14 protein-coding genes and 1 pseudogene are annotated in these 16,071 nt (G+C 40.0%); 14 read left to right on the top strand and 1 reads right to left on the bottom strand.

Annotated features, from left to right (window positions below; all coding sequences use genetic code 11):
• Positions 1–256 precede the first annotated feature (256 nt).
• The 13 genes from HMPREF2628_RS08105 to HMPREF2628_RS08045 all read left to right on the top strand — a co-directional run bounded on the left by HMPREF2628_RS08105 (position 257) and on the right by HMPREF2628_RS08045 (position 13,605).
• On the top strand, positions 257–1,300 hold the full coding sequence (locus HMPREF2628_RS08105) for a D-alanine--D-alanine ligase (protein WP_070842860.1): 1,044 nt from the start codon (positions 257–259) through the stop codon (positions 1,298–1,300).
• Positions 1,301–1,384: 84 nt separating this feature from the next.
• Positions 1,385–2,755, top strand: a complete 1,371-nt coding sequence (gene murF / locus HMPREF2628_RS08100; protein WP_070842859.1) for a UDP-N-acetylmuramoyl-tripeptide--D-alanyl-D-alanine ligase — start codon at positions 1,385–1,387, stop codon at positions 2,753–2,755.
• Entirely contained in the window at positions 2,745–3,356 is a 612-nt protein-coding gene (locus HMPREF2628_RS08095) for an NUDIX hydrolase N-terminal domain-containing protein (protein WP_070842858.1), read from the top strand. Before murF ends, HMPREF2628_RS08095 begins: the two co-directional genes overlap by 11 nt.
• Positions 3,357–3,446: 90 nt before the next feature.
• Positions 3,447–4,151 carry a YwaF family protein gene (locus HMPREF2628_RS08090; protein ID WP_070842857.1) on the top strand — a complete coding sequence of 235 codons (705 nt, stop codon included), beginning with the start codon at positions 3,447–3,449 and terminating at the stop codon, positions 4,149–4,151.
• Positions 4,152–4,364: 213 nt separating this feature from the next.
• Positions 4,365–5,744 carry a cell division protein FtsA gene (gene ftsA, locus HMPREF2628_RS08085; protein ID WP_033688313.1) on the top strand — a complete coding sequence of 460 codons (1,380 nt, stop codon included), beginning with the start codon at positions 4,365–4,367 and terminating at the stop codon, positions 5,742–5,744.
• A 17-nt stretch (positions 5,745–5,761) separates the two neighbouring features.
• A complete protein-coding gene (gene ftsZ / locus HMPREF2628_RS08080; protein ID WP_000144256.1) occupies positions 5,762–7,018 on the top strand; it encodes a cell division protein FtsZ in 1,257 nt (418 codons plus the stop codon).
• Positions 7,019–7,022: 4 nt separating this feature from the next.
• Positions 7,023–7,694 (top strand): YggS family pyridoxal phosphate-dependent enzyme, encoded by a 672-nt coding sequence (locus tag HMPREF2628_RS08075; protein ID WP_049551588.1) that lies wholly within the window; start codon positions 7,023–7,025, stop codon positions 7,692–7,694.
• A 9-nt stretch (positions 7,695–7,703) separates the two neighbouring features.
• Positions 7,704–8,237 (top strand): cell division protein SepF, encoded by a 534-nt coding sequence (locus tag HMPREF2628_RS08070; protein WP_049491094.1) that lies wholly within the window; start codon positions 7,704–7,706, stop codon positions 8,235–8,237.
• A complete protein-coding gene (locus HMPREF2628_RS08065; protein ID WP_070842856.1) occupies positions 8,237–8,500 on the top strand; it encodes a YggT family protein in 264 nt (87 codons plus the stop codon). Before HMPREF2628_RS08070 ends, HMPREF2628_RS08065 begins: the two co-directional genes overlap by 1 nt.
• Entirely contained in the window at positions 8,497–9,282 is a 786-nt protein-coding gene (locus HMPREF2628_RS08060; protein ID WP_070842855.1) for a YlmH family RNA-binding protein, read from the top strand. The genes HMPREF2628_RS08065 and HMPREF2628_RS08060 overlap by 4 nt, the downstream gene beginning before the upstream one ends.
• 8 nt (positions 9,283–9,290) lie before the next feature.
• Positions 9,291–10,076 carry a DivIVA domain-containing protein gene (locus HMPREF2628_RS08055; RefSeq protein ID WP_042750728.1) on the top strand — a complete coding sequence of 262 codons (786 nt, stop codon included), beginning with the start codon at positions 9,291–9,293 and terminating at the stop codon, positions 10,074–10,076.
• Positions 10,077–10,332: 256 nt separating this feature from the next.
• On the top strand, positions 10,333–13,125 hold the full coding sequence (gene ileS / locus HMPREF2628_RS08050) for an isoleucine--tRNA ligase (protein WP_070842854.1): 2,793 nt from the start codon (positions 10,333–10,335) through the stop codon (positions 13,123–13,125).
• 111 nt (positions 13,126–13,236) lie between these two features.
• Positions 13,237–13,605, top strand: coding sequence for a hypothetical protein (locus HMPREF2628_RS08045; RefSeq protein ID WP_070842853.1), 369 nt, complete (start codon positions 13,237–13,239; stop codon positions 13,603–13,605).
• A gap of 78 nt (positions 13,606–13,683) precedes the next feature.
• Here the strand turns inward: HMPREF2628_RS08045 and HMPREF2628_RS10570 are convergent.
• Positions 13,684–13,866: pseudogene (locus tag HMPREF2628_RS10570) on the bottom strand (transposase); the annotation flags it as partial.
• Positions 13,867–14,399: 533 nt separating this feature from the next.
• On the opposite strand from HMPREF2628_RS10570, the gene HMPREF2628_RS08040 reads away from it, so the two are divergent.
• On the top strand, positions 14,400–16,071 hold a 1,672-nt coding region (locus HMPREF2628_RS08040), incomplete at its 3' end, for a G5 domain-containing protein (protein WP_142350514.1).

The following is a 16,071-nucleotide window of genomic DNA, read 5'->3' as shown; positions in this document are numbered from 1 at the left end:
TCAGACTTTGTATGGATAGTTTACCAGAGAAAGTAGTTTCTTGCTCAACACAATGCTGTATGAACAACTGGTTGTGTTGAGGAATTTTACTAGAAAAAGATACCGTAGACGACAAACCAGCACGCTTTGAAGCTCAAGTGGTGGATAGGTAAAATTTCAGCTCTCAAATGAGGGCTTTTTTAGATACAAGTTTCAAAAAAGAAGCAAATATGATATACTAAAGAACAAGTATTCTATTAGAATTGGAACAAATAATATGAAACAAACGATTATTCTTTTATACGGTGGACGTAGTGCAGAGCGTGAAGTCTCTGTTCTTTCAGCTGAAAGTGTCATGCGTGCGGTCAACTACGACCGTTTCACAGTCAAGACTTTCTTCATCAGCCAGTCAGGTGACTTTATTAAAACGCAAGAATTTAGCCAGACTCCCGGTCAAGAGGATCGTCTTATGACCAATGAAACCATTGATTGGGATAAGAAAGTTGCACCAAGTGCCATCTACGAAGAAGGAGCAGTGGTCTTTCCAGTCCTTCACGGTCCGATGGGAGAAGATGGCTCTGTTCAAGGTTTCCTTGAAGTTTTGAAAATGCCTTATGTTGGTTGCAACATCTTGTCATCTAGTCTTGCCATGGATAAAATCACGACCAAGCGTGTCTTAGAATCTGTCGGGATTGCTCAAGTTCCTTATGTGGCCATTGTCGAAGGCGATGATGTGACTGCTAAAATTGCCGAAGTTGAAGAAAAATTGACTTACCCAGTCTTCACAAAACCATCAAACATGGGTTCAAGTGTCGGTATTTCTAAGTCTGAAAATCAAGAGGAACTCCGTCAAGCTTTGAAACTTGCCTTCCAATATGACAGCCGTGTCTTGGTAGAGCAAGGGGTAAATGCTCGTGAAATCGAGGTTGGTCTCTTGGGCAACTACGATGTCAAGAGTACGCTACCAGGAGAAGTAGTCAAGGATGTTGACTTTTATGACTACGATGCCAAGTATATTGACAACAAGATTACCATGGATATCCCAGCTAAAATCAGTGATGATGTGGTAGCTGTCATGCGTCAGAATGCAGAAACAGCCTTCCGTGCCATTGGTGGCCTCGGTCTCTCTCGTTGCGATTTCTTCTATACAGACAAGGGAGAGATTTTCCTAAACGAGCTTAATACCATGCCAGGTTTTACCCAGTGGTCTATGTACCCACTACTTTGGGACAATATGGGAATCAGCTATCCAGAACTAATCGAGCGTTTGGTGGACCTTGCCAAGGAAAGTTTTGACAAGCGCGAAGCGCATTTGCTATAAAAATGAAAGAGAGGGTAGGAGCCAGAACCATCACTGCAAGGTGACTAGAGTTCTCGAGTTTCGACCCTTTTTAAAGGAGTAGAAATGAAATTAACAATTCATGAAGTGGCTCAAGTTGTAGGAGCTAAAAATGATATCAGCCTCTTTGAGGACACCCAGTTAGAAAAAGCTGAGTTTGATAGTCGTTTGATTGCTGCAGGGGATTTGTTTGTGCCCCTCAAAGGTGCTCGTGACGGTCATGACTTTATCGAAACAGCCTTTGAAAATGGTGCCGCAGTAACCTTGTCTGAGAAAGAAATCGCAAATCATCCCTACATTTTAGTAGCTGATGTTTTGACGGCCTTTCAAACCCTAGCTGCCTACTATCTTGAAAAAACAGGAGTTGATGTCTTTGCTGTTACAGGTTCAAATGGCAAGACAACGACCAAAGATATGTTAGCGCACTTGCTATCAACAACCTACAAGACCTACAAAACACAAGGCAATTATAATAACGAGATTGGCCTTCCTTACACAGTTCTCCATATGCCTGAGGGGACAGAAAAGTTGGTCTTGGAGATGGGGCAGGATCACTTGGGAGATATTCATCTCTTGTCTGAATTGGCCCATCCAAAAACAGCTATTGTGACCTTGGTTGGAGAGGCTCATTTAGCCTTTTTCAAAGACCGTTCGGAAATTGCCAAAGGAAAAATGCAAATTGCAGACGGGATGGCACCTGATTCCTTACTTTTAGCACCAGCTGACACTATTGTAGAGGACTACTTGCCAACTGATAAAAAGGTAGTCCGTTTTGGTCAAGGAGCAGAGTTGGAAATCACAGACTTGATTGAGCGTAAGGACAGTCTGACTTTTAAGACTAATTTTTTGGGACAAGTCCTCGATTTGCCAGTGACTGGTAAGTACAATGCCACCAATGCTATGATTGCATCCTATGTTGCCCTACAAGAAGGAGTTTCAGAGGAACAAATTCGTCAGGCCTTCCAAAATCTTGAATTGACGCGTAACCGTACTGAGTGGAAGAAAGCAGCCAATGGAGCAGATATTTTGTCTGACGTATACAATGCCAATCCAACTGCTATGAAGCTGATTTTAGAAACTTTTTCTGCCATTCCAGCCAATGAAGGGGGCAAGAAAATCGCTGTCTTGGCAGACATGAAGGAACTCGGTGACCAGTCCGTTCAGCTCCATAACCAGATGATTTTGAGCCTTTCTCCAGATGTGCTTGATACCCTTATTTTCTATGGAGAAGACATTGCCGAATTAGCCCAATTGGCCAGTCAAATGTTCCCAATCGGCCATGTTTACTACTTCAAAAAAACAGCTGACGAGGATCAATTTGAAGCCCTAGTTAAGCAAGTTAAGGAAAGTCTAGGAGCTAATGACCAAATCTTGCTCAAGGGCTCTAACTCCATGAATCTAGCTAAGCTGGTAGAAAGTTTAGAAAATGAATGCTAGTGATTTTGTCAAGTATCTGCAAAGAATGCTAGCCATTACGGATACTGGATTAACCTTTACAAAAGATCCTTTCGACCGTGAGCGCTACGAAGACTTGCGAGGCCTTTTATCTGAAATGTTGAATCAGGCATCAGACCTTGATGCAGAAGAAGTTGCAGAAGTCTTGAAACCGACTTCAGCTTATGCGACTCCTTTAATGGACGTCCGTGCTTGGATTGTTGAGGATGAGAAGATTTGTCTGGTTAGGGGACAAGGAGAGGATGATTGGGCTTTGCCAGGTGGCTTTGGCGAGGTCGGTTATTCACCAACTGAAAATATTCTCAAGGAAATTGAAGAAGAAACCGGTTTTAAAGCCAAAGTTGAACGACTACTAGCTGTTTTTGATACCAATCGTTTCCAACTACAGAGCAAACAATATGCAAAGTTTATTTTTGAATGTAAGTTTCTCGATGGACAATTTCAAGAAAATCAAGAAATTGCTGAACTTCAATTTTTTGCCATTGACCAGCTGCCGAACTTGTCTGAAAAACGCATTACCAAGGAGCAAATAGAGATTCTTTGGCAGGTTTATCAAGGTCAGAGGGAGCAATATCTTGACTAAGAAGATGATTATCGTATTTCTAAATTCATTTTTCTTAAATAGCATGGTATAATAAAATGCAGAAAAATTTTGAATCATGAGGAAGACTAGATGAATTTATGGGATATTTTCTTTACGACCCAAGCAACAGAGCCACCCAAGTTTGATCTTTTTTGGTATGTCAGTATATTTACACTCTTGGCCTTGACCTTTTATACAGCCTATCGTTATCGTGAAAAGAAGGCTTATCAACGATTTTTCCAGAGTTTACAAGCAGTTCAGTTAATCCTCCTTTACGGTTGGTACTGGATCAATCATATGCCGCTATCAGAAAGTTTACCTTTTTACCATTGCCGTATGGCTATGTTTGTGGTGCTTTTGCTTCCTGGTCAGTCTAAATATAGGCAGTATTTTGCATTACTAGGAACATTTGGGACATTAGCAGCCTTTGTTTATCCAGTGCCAGATGCCTATCCTTTTCCACATATTGCGATTTTATCCTTTATCTTTGGCCACTTAGCTCTCTTGGGGAACTCTCTAGTTTATCTATTGAGACAGTACGACTCGAGAATGCTAGATGTGAAAAGAATTTTTCTCATGACTTTTGCTCTAAATGCCTTAATTTTTGTGGTCAATTTAGTAACAGGTGGAGATTACGGATTCTTGACAAAACCACCATTGGTTGGAGACCATGGCTTAGTAGCTAATTATTTGATTGTTTCTATAGCCTTGTCTGCTGCAATAACTTTGACTAAGAAAATCTTGGAACTATTTTTAGAACAAGAAGCAGAAAAAATGATTGCAAAGAAAGCTTAAAATCAAGCTTTCTTTTTTCATAAATCTAAATTTTTATAACTTGTTTGGAAAATACAAAAATATGATGAGCGAATGTAAAAAAATGGTAAGTAAATTTAGGAAAAACTAAGCACGATTGGATTTTTTGTGTTATAATATTCTGTGAATAGCTATGCCCTGTTTTAGCTATATTGAATAGAAGTTTGAAACTTGGAAGAGAGAGGATGCGATGTAATGGCTAGAGATGGTTTTTTTACAGGCTTAGATATCGGAACCAATTCGATTAAGGTGTTGGTTGCCGAGCTTAGAAATGGTGAACTAAATGTAATTGGTGTAAGTAATGCCAAGAGTAAAGGTGTAAAGGATGGGATTATCGTTGATATTGAAGCAGCAGCAACTGCTATCAAGTCAGCTATTTCCCAAGCAGAAGAGAAAGCTGGCATTTCAATCAAATCAGTGAATGTTGGTTTGCCTGGCAATCTTTTGCAAGTAGAACCAACTCAAGGAATGATTCCAGTTACATCTGATACAAAAGAAATTACAGATCAAGATGTTGAAAATGTTGTTAAATCAGCCTTGACAAAGAGTATGACACCAGATCGTGAAGTCATTACTTTTATTCCTGAAGAATTTATCGTAGATGGCTTCCAAGGTATTCGTGACCCGCGTGGCATGATGGGGGTTCGTCTTGAAATGCGTGGTTTGCTTTACACAGGTCCACGTACTATTCTTCACAATTTACGCAAGACAGTTGAGCGCTCAGGTGTTCAGGTTGAAAATATTATTATTTCACCATTGGCTTTGGTTCGTTCAGTCTTGAATGAAGGAGAGCGTGAATTTGGAGCTACGGTGATTGATATGGGAGCAGGTCAAACAACTGTTGCTACAATCCGTAACCAAGAACTCCAGTTTACAAATATTCTTCAAGAAGGTGGAGATTATGTCACAAAAGATATCTCTAAAGTCTTGAAGACTTCACAAAAACTAGCTGAAGGATTGAAATTGAACTATGGTGAAGCCTACCCTTCACTTGCAAGCAATGAAACCTTCCAAGTTGAAGTGATTGGTGAAGTAGAGCCTGTAGAAGTTACAGAAAGCTACCTAGCAGAGATTATTTCAGCCCGCATTAAACACATTTTTGAACAAATCAAACAAGAGTTGGAAAGAAGACATTTGTTGGATCTTCCAGGTGGGATTGTTCTGATTGGTGGAAATGCTATTTTACCAGGTATTGTAGAACTTGCACAGGAAGTATTTGGCGTTGGTGTTAAACTTTACGTTCCAAATCAAGTTGGAATCCGTAATCCTGCCTTCGCTCATGTGATTAGCTTGTCTGAATTTGCTGGTCAATTGACTGAGGTGCATTTATTAGCGCAACGAGCAGTCAAGGGTGAAGATACTTTGCGTCACCAACCAATTAATTTTGGTGGGATGATTCAACGCGTTACGCAGGTAGCACAACCTACCCCTATTCAACCAGTTCAAAATACTGAGGTAGAGCAGTCAGCTTCTACGAACGTAGTTGCTCCGAAAGAAGATAAAGTATCTTCTCAAAATAAACCAAAAATCGCAGATCGTTTCCGTGGCTTAATCGGAAGCATGTTTGATGAATAAAAGAGGAAAAATAAACTATGACATTTTCATTTGATACAGCAGCAGCTCAAGGTGCAGTTATTAAAGTAATCGGTGTTGGTGGAGGTGGCGGAAACGCCATTAACCGCATGGTTGACGAAGGTGTTGCAGGCGTAGAATTTATCGCAGCAAACACAGATGTACAAGCTTTGAGTAGTACAAAAGCTGAGACTGTAATTCAGTTAGGCCCTAAATTGACTCGTGGTTTGGGTGCTGGCGGTCGACCTGAAGTTGGTCAAAAGGCAGCTGAAGAAAGCGAAGAAGCCTTGACTCAAGCTATTACTGGAGCAGATATGGTCTTCATTACTGCAGGTATGGGAGGTGGCTCTGGTACTGGTGCAGCTCCTGTTATTGCCCGCATTGCTAAAGATTTAGGTGCTCTTACAGTTGGTGTTGTGACACGTCCTTTTGGTTTCGAAGGAAGCAAACGTGGTCAGTATGCTGTCGAAGGAATCAATCAACTTCGTGAACATGTAGATACTCTATTGATTATTTCAAACAACAACTTGCTTGAAATTGTTGATAAGAAAACTCCACTTCTTGAAGCTCTTAGCGAAGCAGATAATGTCCTTCGCCAAGGTGTTCAAGGGATTACTGATTTGATCACAAACCCTGGTTTGATTAACCTTGACTTTGCCGATGTGAAAACAGTTATGGCAAATAAAGGAAACGCCCTAATGGGTATCGGTATCGGTAGTGGTGAAGAACGTGTGGTAGAAGCAGCTCGTAAGGCAATCTACTCACCACTTCTTGAAACAACTATTGACGGTGCTGAGGATGTCATCGTCAACGTTACTGGTGGTCTCGACTTGACTTTGATTGAGGCAGAAGAAGCTTCAGAGATCGTCAACCAAGCAGCTGGCCAAGGAGTGAATATCTGGCTCGGAACATCTATCGATGAAAACATGAAAGATGAAATCCGTGTTACAGTTGTGGCAACTGGTGTTCGCCAAGATCGTGTTGAAAAAGTTGTTGGTCATGCACCAAGACAAGCTGTTCGTCATGAGCAAGCAAGTCCTAGCCATGCACACAATCATAATCGTCACTTTGATATGGCTGAAACTGCAGAAATTCCAAGTCCAGCACCTCGCCGTACAGAAACTTCTCAAACTTCAGCATTTGGTGATTGGGACTTGCGTCGTGAGACAATTGTTCGTCCGACTGATTCAGTTGTATCACCAGTTGAACGTTTCGAAGCACCATCTTTACACGATGAGGATGAATTAGACACTCCTCCATTTTTCAAAAATCGTTAAGTAAATGAATTTGAAAGAAAATACAGAACGTGTTTTTCAACAAATAAAAGATGCAAGTCAGCAGTCAGGAAGAGAAACCAATTCTGTTTCGGTTGTTGCTGTTACAAAATATGTAGACGTACCGACAGCGGAGGCTTTGCTTCCGCTAGGTGTGCATCATATTGGTGAAAATCGTGTGGATAAATTTCTTGAGAAATATGAAGCTTTAAAAGATAGAAATATTACCTGGCATTTGATTGGAACCTTGCAAAGACGCAAGGTCAAAGACGTCATTCAGTATGTTGATTATTTCCACGCTTTGGATTCATTAAAGCTAGCAGAGGAAATTCAAAAAAGAAGTGACCGAGTTGTTAAGTGTTTCTTACAAGTAAATATCTCAAGGGAGGAGAGCAAACATGGTTTTTCAAGGGAAGAACTATTAGAGTTCTTGCCGGAATTAGCAACCTTAGATAAAATCGAATATGTCGGCTTGATGACCATGGCTCCTTTTGAAGCTAGTAGTGATGAGTTGAAAGAAATTTTTAAAGCTACGCAGGATTTGCAACTAGAAATTAGAGAAAAACAAATTCCCAATATGCCAATGACGGACTTGAGTATGGGTATGAGTCGTGACTACAAGGAAGCGATTGAATTTGGCTCAACATTTGTCAGAATTGGTACAGCATTTTTTAAATAGGAAAGAAATATGTCTTTAAAAGATAGATTTGATAAATTTATAGATTATTTTACAGAAGATGGAGAAGATGTTGGTACTGCATACCAGTCTAAAGCTGAAGAGCCGATTGTGACTCCAGTCCCTTCTGTTCAAGAGTTGCCTCAACAAGCTGCTAGTACGCCATCTAAAGATAAAAACATCACTCGTCTTCATGCCCGTCAACAAGAGTTAGCTATGCAAAGTCAACGTTCTACTGATAAGGTGACAATTGATGTTCGTTATCCACGTAAATACGAAGATGCCACAGATATTGTTGATTTATTAGCTGGTAACGAAAGTATTTTGATTGATTTCCAATATATGACAGAAGTTCAAGCACGTCGTTGTTTGGACTATCTGGATGGGGCACGCCACGTTTTAGCTGGTAACATGAAAAAGGTAGCATCTACTATGTACCTGCTGACACCAGTTGATGTTGTCGTCAATATTGAAGATATCAAAATTCCAGATGAATCACAAAATGGTGAATTTGGCTTTGATATGAAACGTACGAGAGTAAGATAATGATCTTTCTCATTCGTTTTGTTCAAAATGCAGTGGATATCTATTCACTGATTTTAATCGTGTTTGCTCTGATGTCTTGGTTTCCCAATGCTTATGAATCACGTCTTGGACGCTTGATTATTAGTTTAGTGAAACCGATAGTAGCTCCCTTGCAACGTTTACCCCTCCAGATTGTAGGTCTTGATTTGTCTGTCTGGATTGCGGTATTACTAGTTCACTTCCTAGGGGAACAGTTGATTCGACTTTTAGTGATCTTTCTATGAACAAGATGATTTATCAACACTTTTCTAAGAATGATTCGTCTTTTATTGATAAGGGAGTAGAATGGATAAAAAAGGTAGAAGATTCGTATTCTCCTTTTTTAACACCCTTTGTAAATCCCCATCAAGAAAAGATTTTAAAGGTGCTAGCATCAACCAACGGCATCTCCTACATGAGCAGTCGGCAGTTTCTTGAAACTGAATATGTACGGGTTCTCCTGTATCCTGATTATTTTGAGCCAGAATTCTCTGATTTTGAACTTTCCTTGCAAGAAATTGTCTATCCTAATAAGTTTGAGCGGTTAACACATGCAAAAATATTAGGAACTGTTTTAAACAAGCTAGGAATTGATAGGAAGCTATTTGGTGATATCTTAGTCAACGAAGAGAGAGCACAGATTATCATTAATCGACAGTTTACTCTCCTTTTTCAAGACGGCATTACGAAAATTGCTCGGTTACCGGTTCGTCTAGAAGAACGGGATTTTACTGAGAAAATTGCTACAGTAGAAGATTATCAAGAATTAGATATTTGTATTGCTAGTTCTAGATTAGATGTTTTTCTAGCAGGTGTCTTAAAGCTGTCTAGAAATCAGGCAAGTCAGTTAATTGAAAAACAGGCAGTCCAAGTTAATTACCATTTAGTTGAAAAATCAGATTATGCAGTTCAAGTTGGTGATTTGATTAGTGTGAGGAAATTTGGTCGATTGAAACTTGTTAGAGATAATGGGCAAACAAAAAAAGATAAAAAGAAATTAACGGTCCAATTATTATTAAGTAAGTGAGGAATAATATGCCAATTACATCATTAGAAATTAAAGATAAAACCTTTGGTACAAGATTTAGAGGTTTTGATCCAGAAGAAGTTGAAGAATTTCTTGAAATCGTTGTTCGTGATTATGAAGATTTAGTTCGAAGCAATCATGATAAAGAGTTGCATATCAAGAGCTTGGAAGAACGTTTGTCTTACTTTGATGAGATGAAAGATTCTTTGAGTCAATCAGTATTGATTGCTCAAGATACGGCAGAGCGTGTGAAACAAGCTGCTCAAGATCGTTCTAATAATATTATCCAACAGGCAGAGCAAGATGCCCAACGTTTGCTTGAAGAAGCAAAATATAAGGCTAATGAGATCTTGCGTCAAGCTACTGATAATGCTAAGAAAGTTGCTGTTGAGACTGAAGAATTGAAGAACAAAAGCCGTGTCTTCCACCAACGTCTCAAATCTACAATTGAGAGTCAGTTAGCAATTGTTGAATCATCAGATTGGGAGGATATTCTGCGCCCAACAGCTACCTACCTTCAGACAAGTGATGAAGCATTTAAAGAAGTTGTTGGTGAAGTTCTTGGTGAATCGGTATATTCACAACCAGAAGAAGAACCAATCGATATGACTCGTCAATTTACACCTGAAGAAATGGCTGAGTTACAAGCTCGAATTGAGGCTGGTAATAGAGAATTAGCTGAATTTGAAGCTCAACAAGATCATTATGTAGAAGAACATTTAGAGCCAGTTGAAGTCGAAGGCCCTTCATCGAATGAGGAAGATACAAATAAAGAATCTGTCCTAATCTTATAATGAATAGTGATATGTGAGAACAATATTTTATCCTTATATTTCCAGCGAGCAGGAGATGGTGTGAGTCCTGTATTCCCTAACGATAAGATTATCCTCTCAAAAATTCAAGTCTGAAGCTAGTAAGATTTGACGTTCCCCACGTTACGGGATAAGAGGAAAAAAGCTGAGTCTTTTTTCGAACAAAGGTGGTACCACGATTTTCGTCCTTTTTAGAAGTCGTGGTTTTTAATTTGTTATTATTTATAAAGGAGATACCATGAAACTCAAAGATACCCTTAACCTTGGGAAAACAGCTTTCCCAATGCGTGCAGGACTTCCTACCAAAGAGCCAGTTTGGCAAAAGGAATGGGAAGATGCAAAACTTTACCAACGTCGTCAAGAATTGAACCAAGGAAAACCTCATTTCACCTTGCATGATGGCCCTCCATACGCGAACGGAAATATCCACGTTGGACACGCTATGAACAAGATTTCAAAAGATATCATTGTTCGTTCAAAATCAATGTCAGGATTTTATGCTCCTTATATTCCAGGTTGGGATACTCATGGTCTGCCAATCGAGCAAGTTTTGGCAAAACAAGGTATCAAACGTAAAGAAATGGACTTGGTTGAGTACTTGAAACTTTGTCGTGAATATGCTCTTTCTCAAGTAGATAAACAACGTGAAGATTTTAAACGTTTGGGGGTTTCTGGTGACTGGGAAAATCCATATGTGACTTTGACTCCTGACTATGAGGCAGCCCAAATCCGTGTATTTGGTGAGATGGCTAATAAAGGTTATATCTACCGTGGTGCCAAGCCAGTTTACTGGTCTTGGTCATCTGAGTCGGCTCTTGCTGAAGCGGAGATTGAATACCATGACTTGGTTTCAACTTCCCTTTACTATGCCAATAAGGTAAAAGATGGCAAAGGCGTTCTAGATACAGATACCTACATCGTTGTCTGGACAACTACTCCATTCACCATCACAGCTTCTCGTGGTTTGACTGTTGGTGCAGATATTGATTACGTTTTGGTTCAACCTGCTGGTGAAGCTCGTAAGTTTGTGGTTGCTGCAGAATTGTTGACTAGCTTGTCTGAGAAATTTGGCTGGGTTGATGTTCAAGTTTTAGCAACTTACCGTGGTCAAGAATTGAACCACATTGTAACCGAACACCCATGGGATACAGCCGTAGATGAGTTGGTGATCCTTGGTGACCACGTTACGACTGACTCTGGTACTGGTATTGTCCATACAGCCCCTGGTTTTGGTGAGGATGACTACAATGTCGGTATTGCTAATGGTCTTGAAGTCGCAGTGACTGTTGACGAACGTGGTATCATGATGGCTAATGCTGGTCCTGAGTTTGAAGGTCAATTCTATGAAAAGGTAGTTCCAACTGTTATCGAGAAACTTGGTAACCTCCTTCTTGCCCAAGAAGAAATCTCTCACTCATACCCATTTGACTGGCGTACTAAGAAACCAATCATCTGGCGTGCAGTACCACAATGGTTTGCCTCAGTTTCTAAATTCCGTCAAGAAATCTTGGATGAAATTGAAAAGGTTAAGTTCCACTCAGAATGGGGTAAAGTCCGTCTTTACAATATGATTCGTGACCGTGGCGACTGGGTTATCTCTCGTCAACGTGCTTGGGGTGTTCCACTTCCTATCTTCTACGCAGAAGACGGTACAGCTATTATGACTGCTGAAACTATTGAACACGTGGCTCAACTCTTTGAGGAACATGGTTCAAGCATTTGGTGGGAACGTGATGCTAAAGACCTCTTACCAGAAGGATTTACTCATCCAGGTTCACCAAATGGTGAGTTCAAAAAAGAAACAGATATCATGGACGTTTGGTTTGACTCAGGTTCATCATGGAATGGAGTTGTAGTAAACCGTCCTGAGTTGACTTACCCAGCAGACCTTTACCTGGAAGGTTCTGACCAATACCGTGGTTGGTTCAACTCATCACTCATCACATCTGTTGCCAACCATGGCGTAGCACCTTACAAGCAAATCTTGTCACAAGGTTTTGCCCTTGACGGTAAAGGTGAGAAGATGTCTAAATCTCTTGGAAATACCATTGCTCCAAGCGATGTTGAAAAACAATTTGGTGCTGAAATCTTGCGTCTTTGGGTAACAAGTGTTGACTCAAGCAATGATGTACGTATCTCTATGGATATCTTGAGCCAAGTCTCTGAAACTTACCGTAAGATTCGTAACACCCTTCGTTTCTTGATTGCCAATACATCTGACTTTAACCCAGCTCAAGATGCAGTCGCTTACGATGAACTTCGTTCAGTTGATAAGTACATGACGATTCGCTTTAACCAGCTTGTCAAGACCATTCGTGATGCTTATGCAAACTTTGAATTCTTGACAATCTACAAGGCCTTGGTAAACTTTATCAACGTTGACTTGTCAGCCTTCTACCTTGATTTTGCTAAAGATGTTGTTTACATCGAAGGTGCCAAATCACTGGAACGCCGTCAAATGCAGACTGTCTTCTATGATATTCTTGTGAAAATCACCAAACTCTTGACACCAATTCTTCCTCATACAGCAGAGGAAATCTGGTCATACCTTGAGTTTGAAACAGAAGACTTCGTTCAATTGTCAGAATTGCCAGAAGCAGAGACGTTTGCTAACCAAGAAGAAATCTTGGATACCTGGGCAGCCTTCATGGATTTCCGTGGACAAGCTCAAAAAGCCTTGGAAGAAGCTCGTAATGCCAAAGTAATCGGTAAATCACTTGAAGCACACTTGACAGTTTATCCAAACGAAGTTGTGAAAACTCTACTCGAAGCAGTAAACAGCAATGTAGCTCAACTTTTGATCGTGTCTGAATTGACCATCGCAGAAGGACCAGCTCCAGAAACTGCTGTTAGCTTCGAAGATGTGGCCTTCACTGTTGAACGCGCTGCAGGTGAAGTATGTGACCGTTGCCGTCGAATCGACCCAACAACAGCAGAACGCAGCTACCACGCAGTCATCTGTGACCACTGTGCAAGCATCGTAGAAGAAAACTTTGCAGACGCAGTAGCAGAAGGATTTGAAGAGAAATAATCGAATGATAGATTGAAAATGTTTTCTGTGTGTGTATTTTAGTTTGATATAAAAGAAAATATTAAACAAAATTAATGTATAATATTAATTTTTAATGAAAAGGAAGTATTGATGAAAAAGAAAACACTTGCTCAATTAGATGGTATCATTGGTTTAGTTACAGGAACTATCCTAACCATTTTGCCAATTATTATAATTATGATTGCCTCTATATTTGATGATGAAGAAGTTGTTGGTGTCATCTTAGGAATTATTTTTATTATTTTTAGTTTAGTAAAAATTGGAATTTTAATTCTAGGTATTCTCTCACTAATATACTATAAAGATGATAATAGAATTTCTATTGCACCCTCAGTCTTATTAATTGTTGGCTCTGCACTTGCATTGGTTCCATTCTTAGGATGGATAGGGGGAATCGTCATTGTTGTTGGTGCTTCATTATTTTTAGGAAGCCTCAAAAAATTTAAGGTTGAACTATAAATAGAGTTTTTGTCAACTAGAGTAAATAGAGAAACTCTAAAATTGGTTTTTTGTCAGCAGTAGTGGATTAAAGAAAAGCTAAGATAGAGAAAGGACAAATTTCGTCCTTTCTTTTTTTGATGTTCAGAGCTATAAAAATCGTTTTTTGAAGTTTTCAAAGTTTCGAAAACCAAAGGAATTTCGCTTGATAAGTTTGATGAGGTTATTGGTCGCTTCTGATTTGGAGTTAGAATAGGCTAATTGAAGGGCGTTGACGATTTTTCAATGATTTCATGATTGATGAAAGTTACTATTTTAGTTTTAAGAATTGTGGCTATTGTGTATTTCAAGGGCGATGAGCGTGTGACTCCTGCACTGTCTGTATTGTTTATCGTAGGTAGTTCTGTTGGATTGATCCCATTCGTGGACTAGATGGGAGAAATTATGACAATTATTGGCAATTCCTATACTTTGAAATTTTGAAAAAATTCGAAATTGAAGAATCATATCTTTCGAACTGAGGTGGAATGAATTGAATCTTTGTTAGAAATACTTATTACAGTATGAAGGCGGTTAGCCTTATTCTTTTGTTACCAATTGACGGAAAATCTTACAGGATAAATAAGCTATTTCATTCATAAAATCTAAAGCATTTATTTGAGACAAGGAACTCTTTTTATAGTATAATGATGGTTGTAGATTGAATATATCAAAATATATATAGAAGTATTTTTGTTTCTTGTAAGTTTATCTGAGTGAGGAAGCAAAATGCTTCTTCTATTTTGAAATGGATAAAATAATAGAGAGGATATAGAATGAAAAAGTTTTTTGGAGAGAAGCAGCATCGTTTTTCCTTACGAAAGTTGGCGATTGGTCTTGTGTCTGCTTCAATTTCTAGTTTATTTTTTGTGTCTATTGCTAGCGGTGGGACCGTATTTGCTCAAGAAAATGTATCTATTCACTACAAATACGTGACGGATACAGAACTGAGTAGTCATGAGAAGGACTTGATTGTAAAGGATTTTCCTAATATTGCTGAAGATAGTGAGAGTACCTATTATCTAGTCTACCGTATGGATGAGAAAGCCCAACTAGGTCAGTTGCCTCATACCGGTGAGCACAGTAATCTGGTTACCGTCCTTTCGGGTGGAGCCCTCGCTTCGATTGGACTCCTTATTTTTGCTGTTTCGAGAAAGAAAGGCAAGAAGAAAGCACTGTTGAAGGTTGTTTTGATAACAGGCATGGGGAGCGGTTTGGTCTCTTCGGTTCAGGCTATTGAAAATCAGCTTTTGCTACAATACAATCAAGAATATCAATTATCCCAAGGAGATAGTCTGCCTCTGCCAAGAGTCCTGTCAGGTTATACCTATCTAGGCTATATTAAGCAAGACAAGAAAATTAATCAGTTAGAAACTGTTGCTAGAGATCAGAAACTAGACGATACGGTTCACCCTCATTTCCAGTCCAATGAAGGTGGGCAAAATGTAAGAGATGAGCGGAAAAATCCGTCTCCAACAAGCCCTGCTGACAAGTCAATCCCTTCTCAAGATTCACCCAATCAAAAGCCGTCTGGTATTGCTAGTGTGGATCCTCATGACGAAGTCTTGGCTGGTCGTTTAAATAAACCAGAGCTCTTATACAAAGATCAAGAGATTGAAACCAAGCTAGACTTTGCTGAAGTGGTTCAAGAGAATCCCGAACTAGCAGAGGGAACAATTCGTGTCAAACAAGAAGGTCATGTTGGGAAGAAGGTTGAGGTTGTTCGTATTTTCACTGTTGAAAACCAAGAAATTACTCGCGAGATCCTCTCGACCAAGGTAGAGAAATCCTTGCCACGTATAGTAGAGAAGGGGACTAAGAAGGCAGTTGCTCCGAGTGAAGCCCCCCAGTCTGCAAGAAAAGGTGAGCCAGAGACCCATGCTTCCTTACCAGAATATAAAGGTGAGCAATCTGGTGCAATAGTTGCCCCTGAGAAAACTGATAACCCAGCCTATACAGGAACTCAGTCTGGAGCAATAGTCGAACCCGAGAAAGTAGCTCCACAACCAGAGTACAAGGGAACTCAAGCTGGTGCGATTGTTGAACCTGAAAAGCAGGAACCAGAGGTTGGAGGTGCTCAATCAGGGGCTTTGGTAGAACCAGAAACGGCTGATAAGCCATCCTATACAGGTCCCCAGTCCGGAGCGGTCGTCGAACCCGAGAAAGTAGATCCGCAACCTGAGTATCAGGGGACTCCATCCGGTGCTATCGTCGAACCGGAAACTCAGCCTTCCTTGCCAGAATATAAAGGTGAGCAATCTGGAGCTGTTGTAGCCCCTGAGAAAACTGATAACCCAGCCTATACAGGAACTCAGTCTGGAGCAATAGTCGAACCCGAGAAAGTAGCTCCACAACCAGAGTACAAGGGAACTCAAGCTGGTGCCATCGTCGAACCAGAGACTCAGCCTTCCCTGCCAGAATATAAAGGTGAGCAATCGGGAGCTGTTG

Source organism: Streptococcus sp. HMSC063B03, from assembly GCF_001836965.1.
GTDB classification, from domain to species: Bacteria; Bacillota; Bacilli; order Lactobacillales; family Streptococcaceae; genus Streptococcus; species Streptococcus pneumoniae_F.
This window is presented reverse-complemented; position numbering and strand designations above follow the sequence as displayed.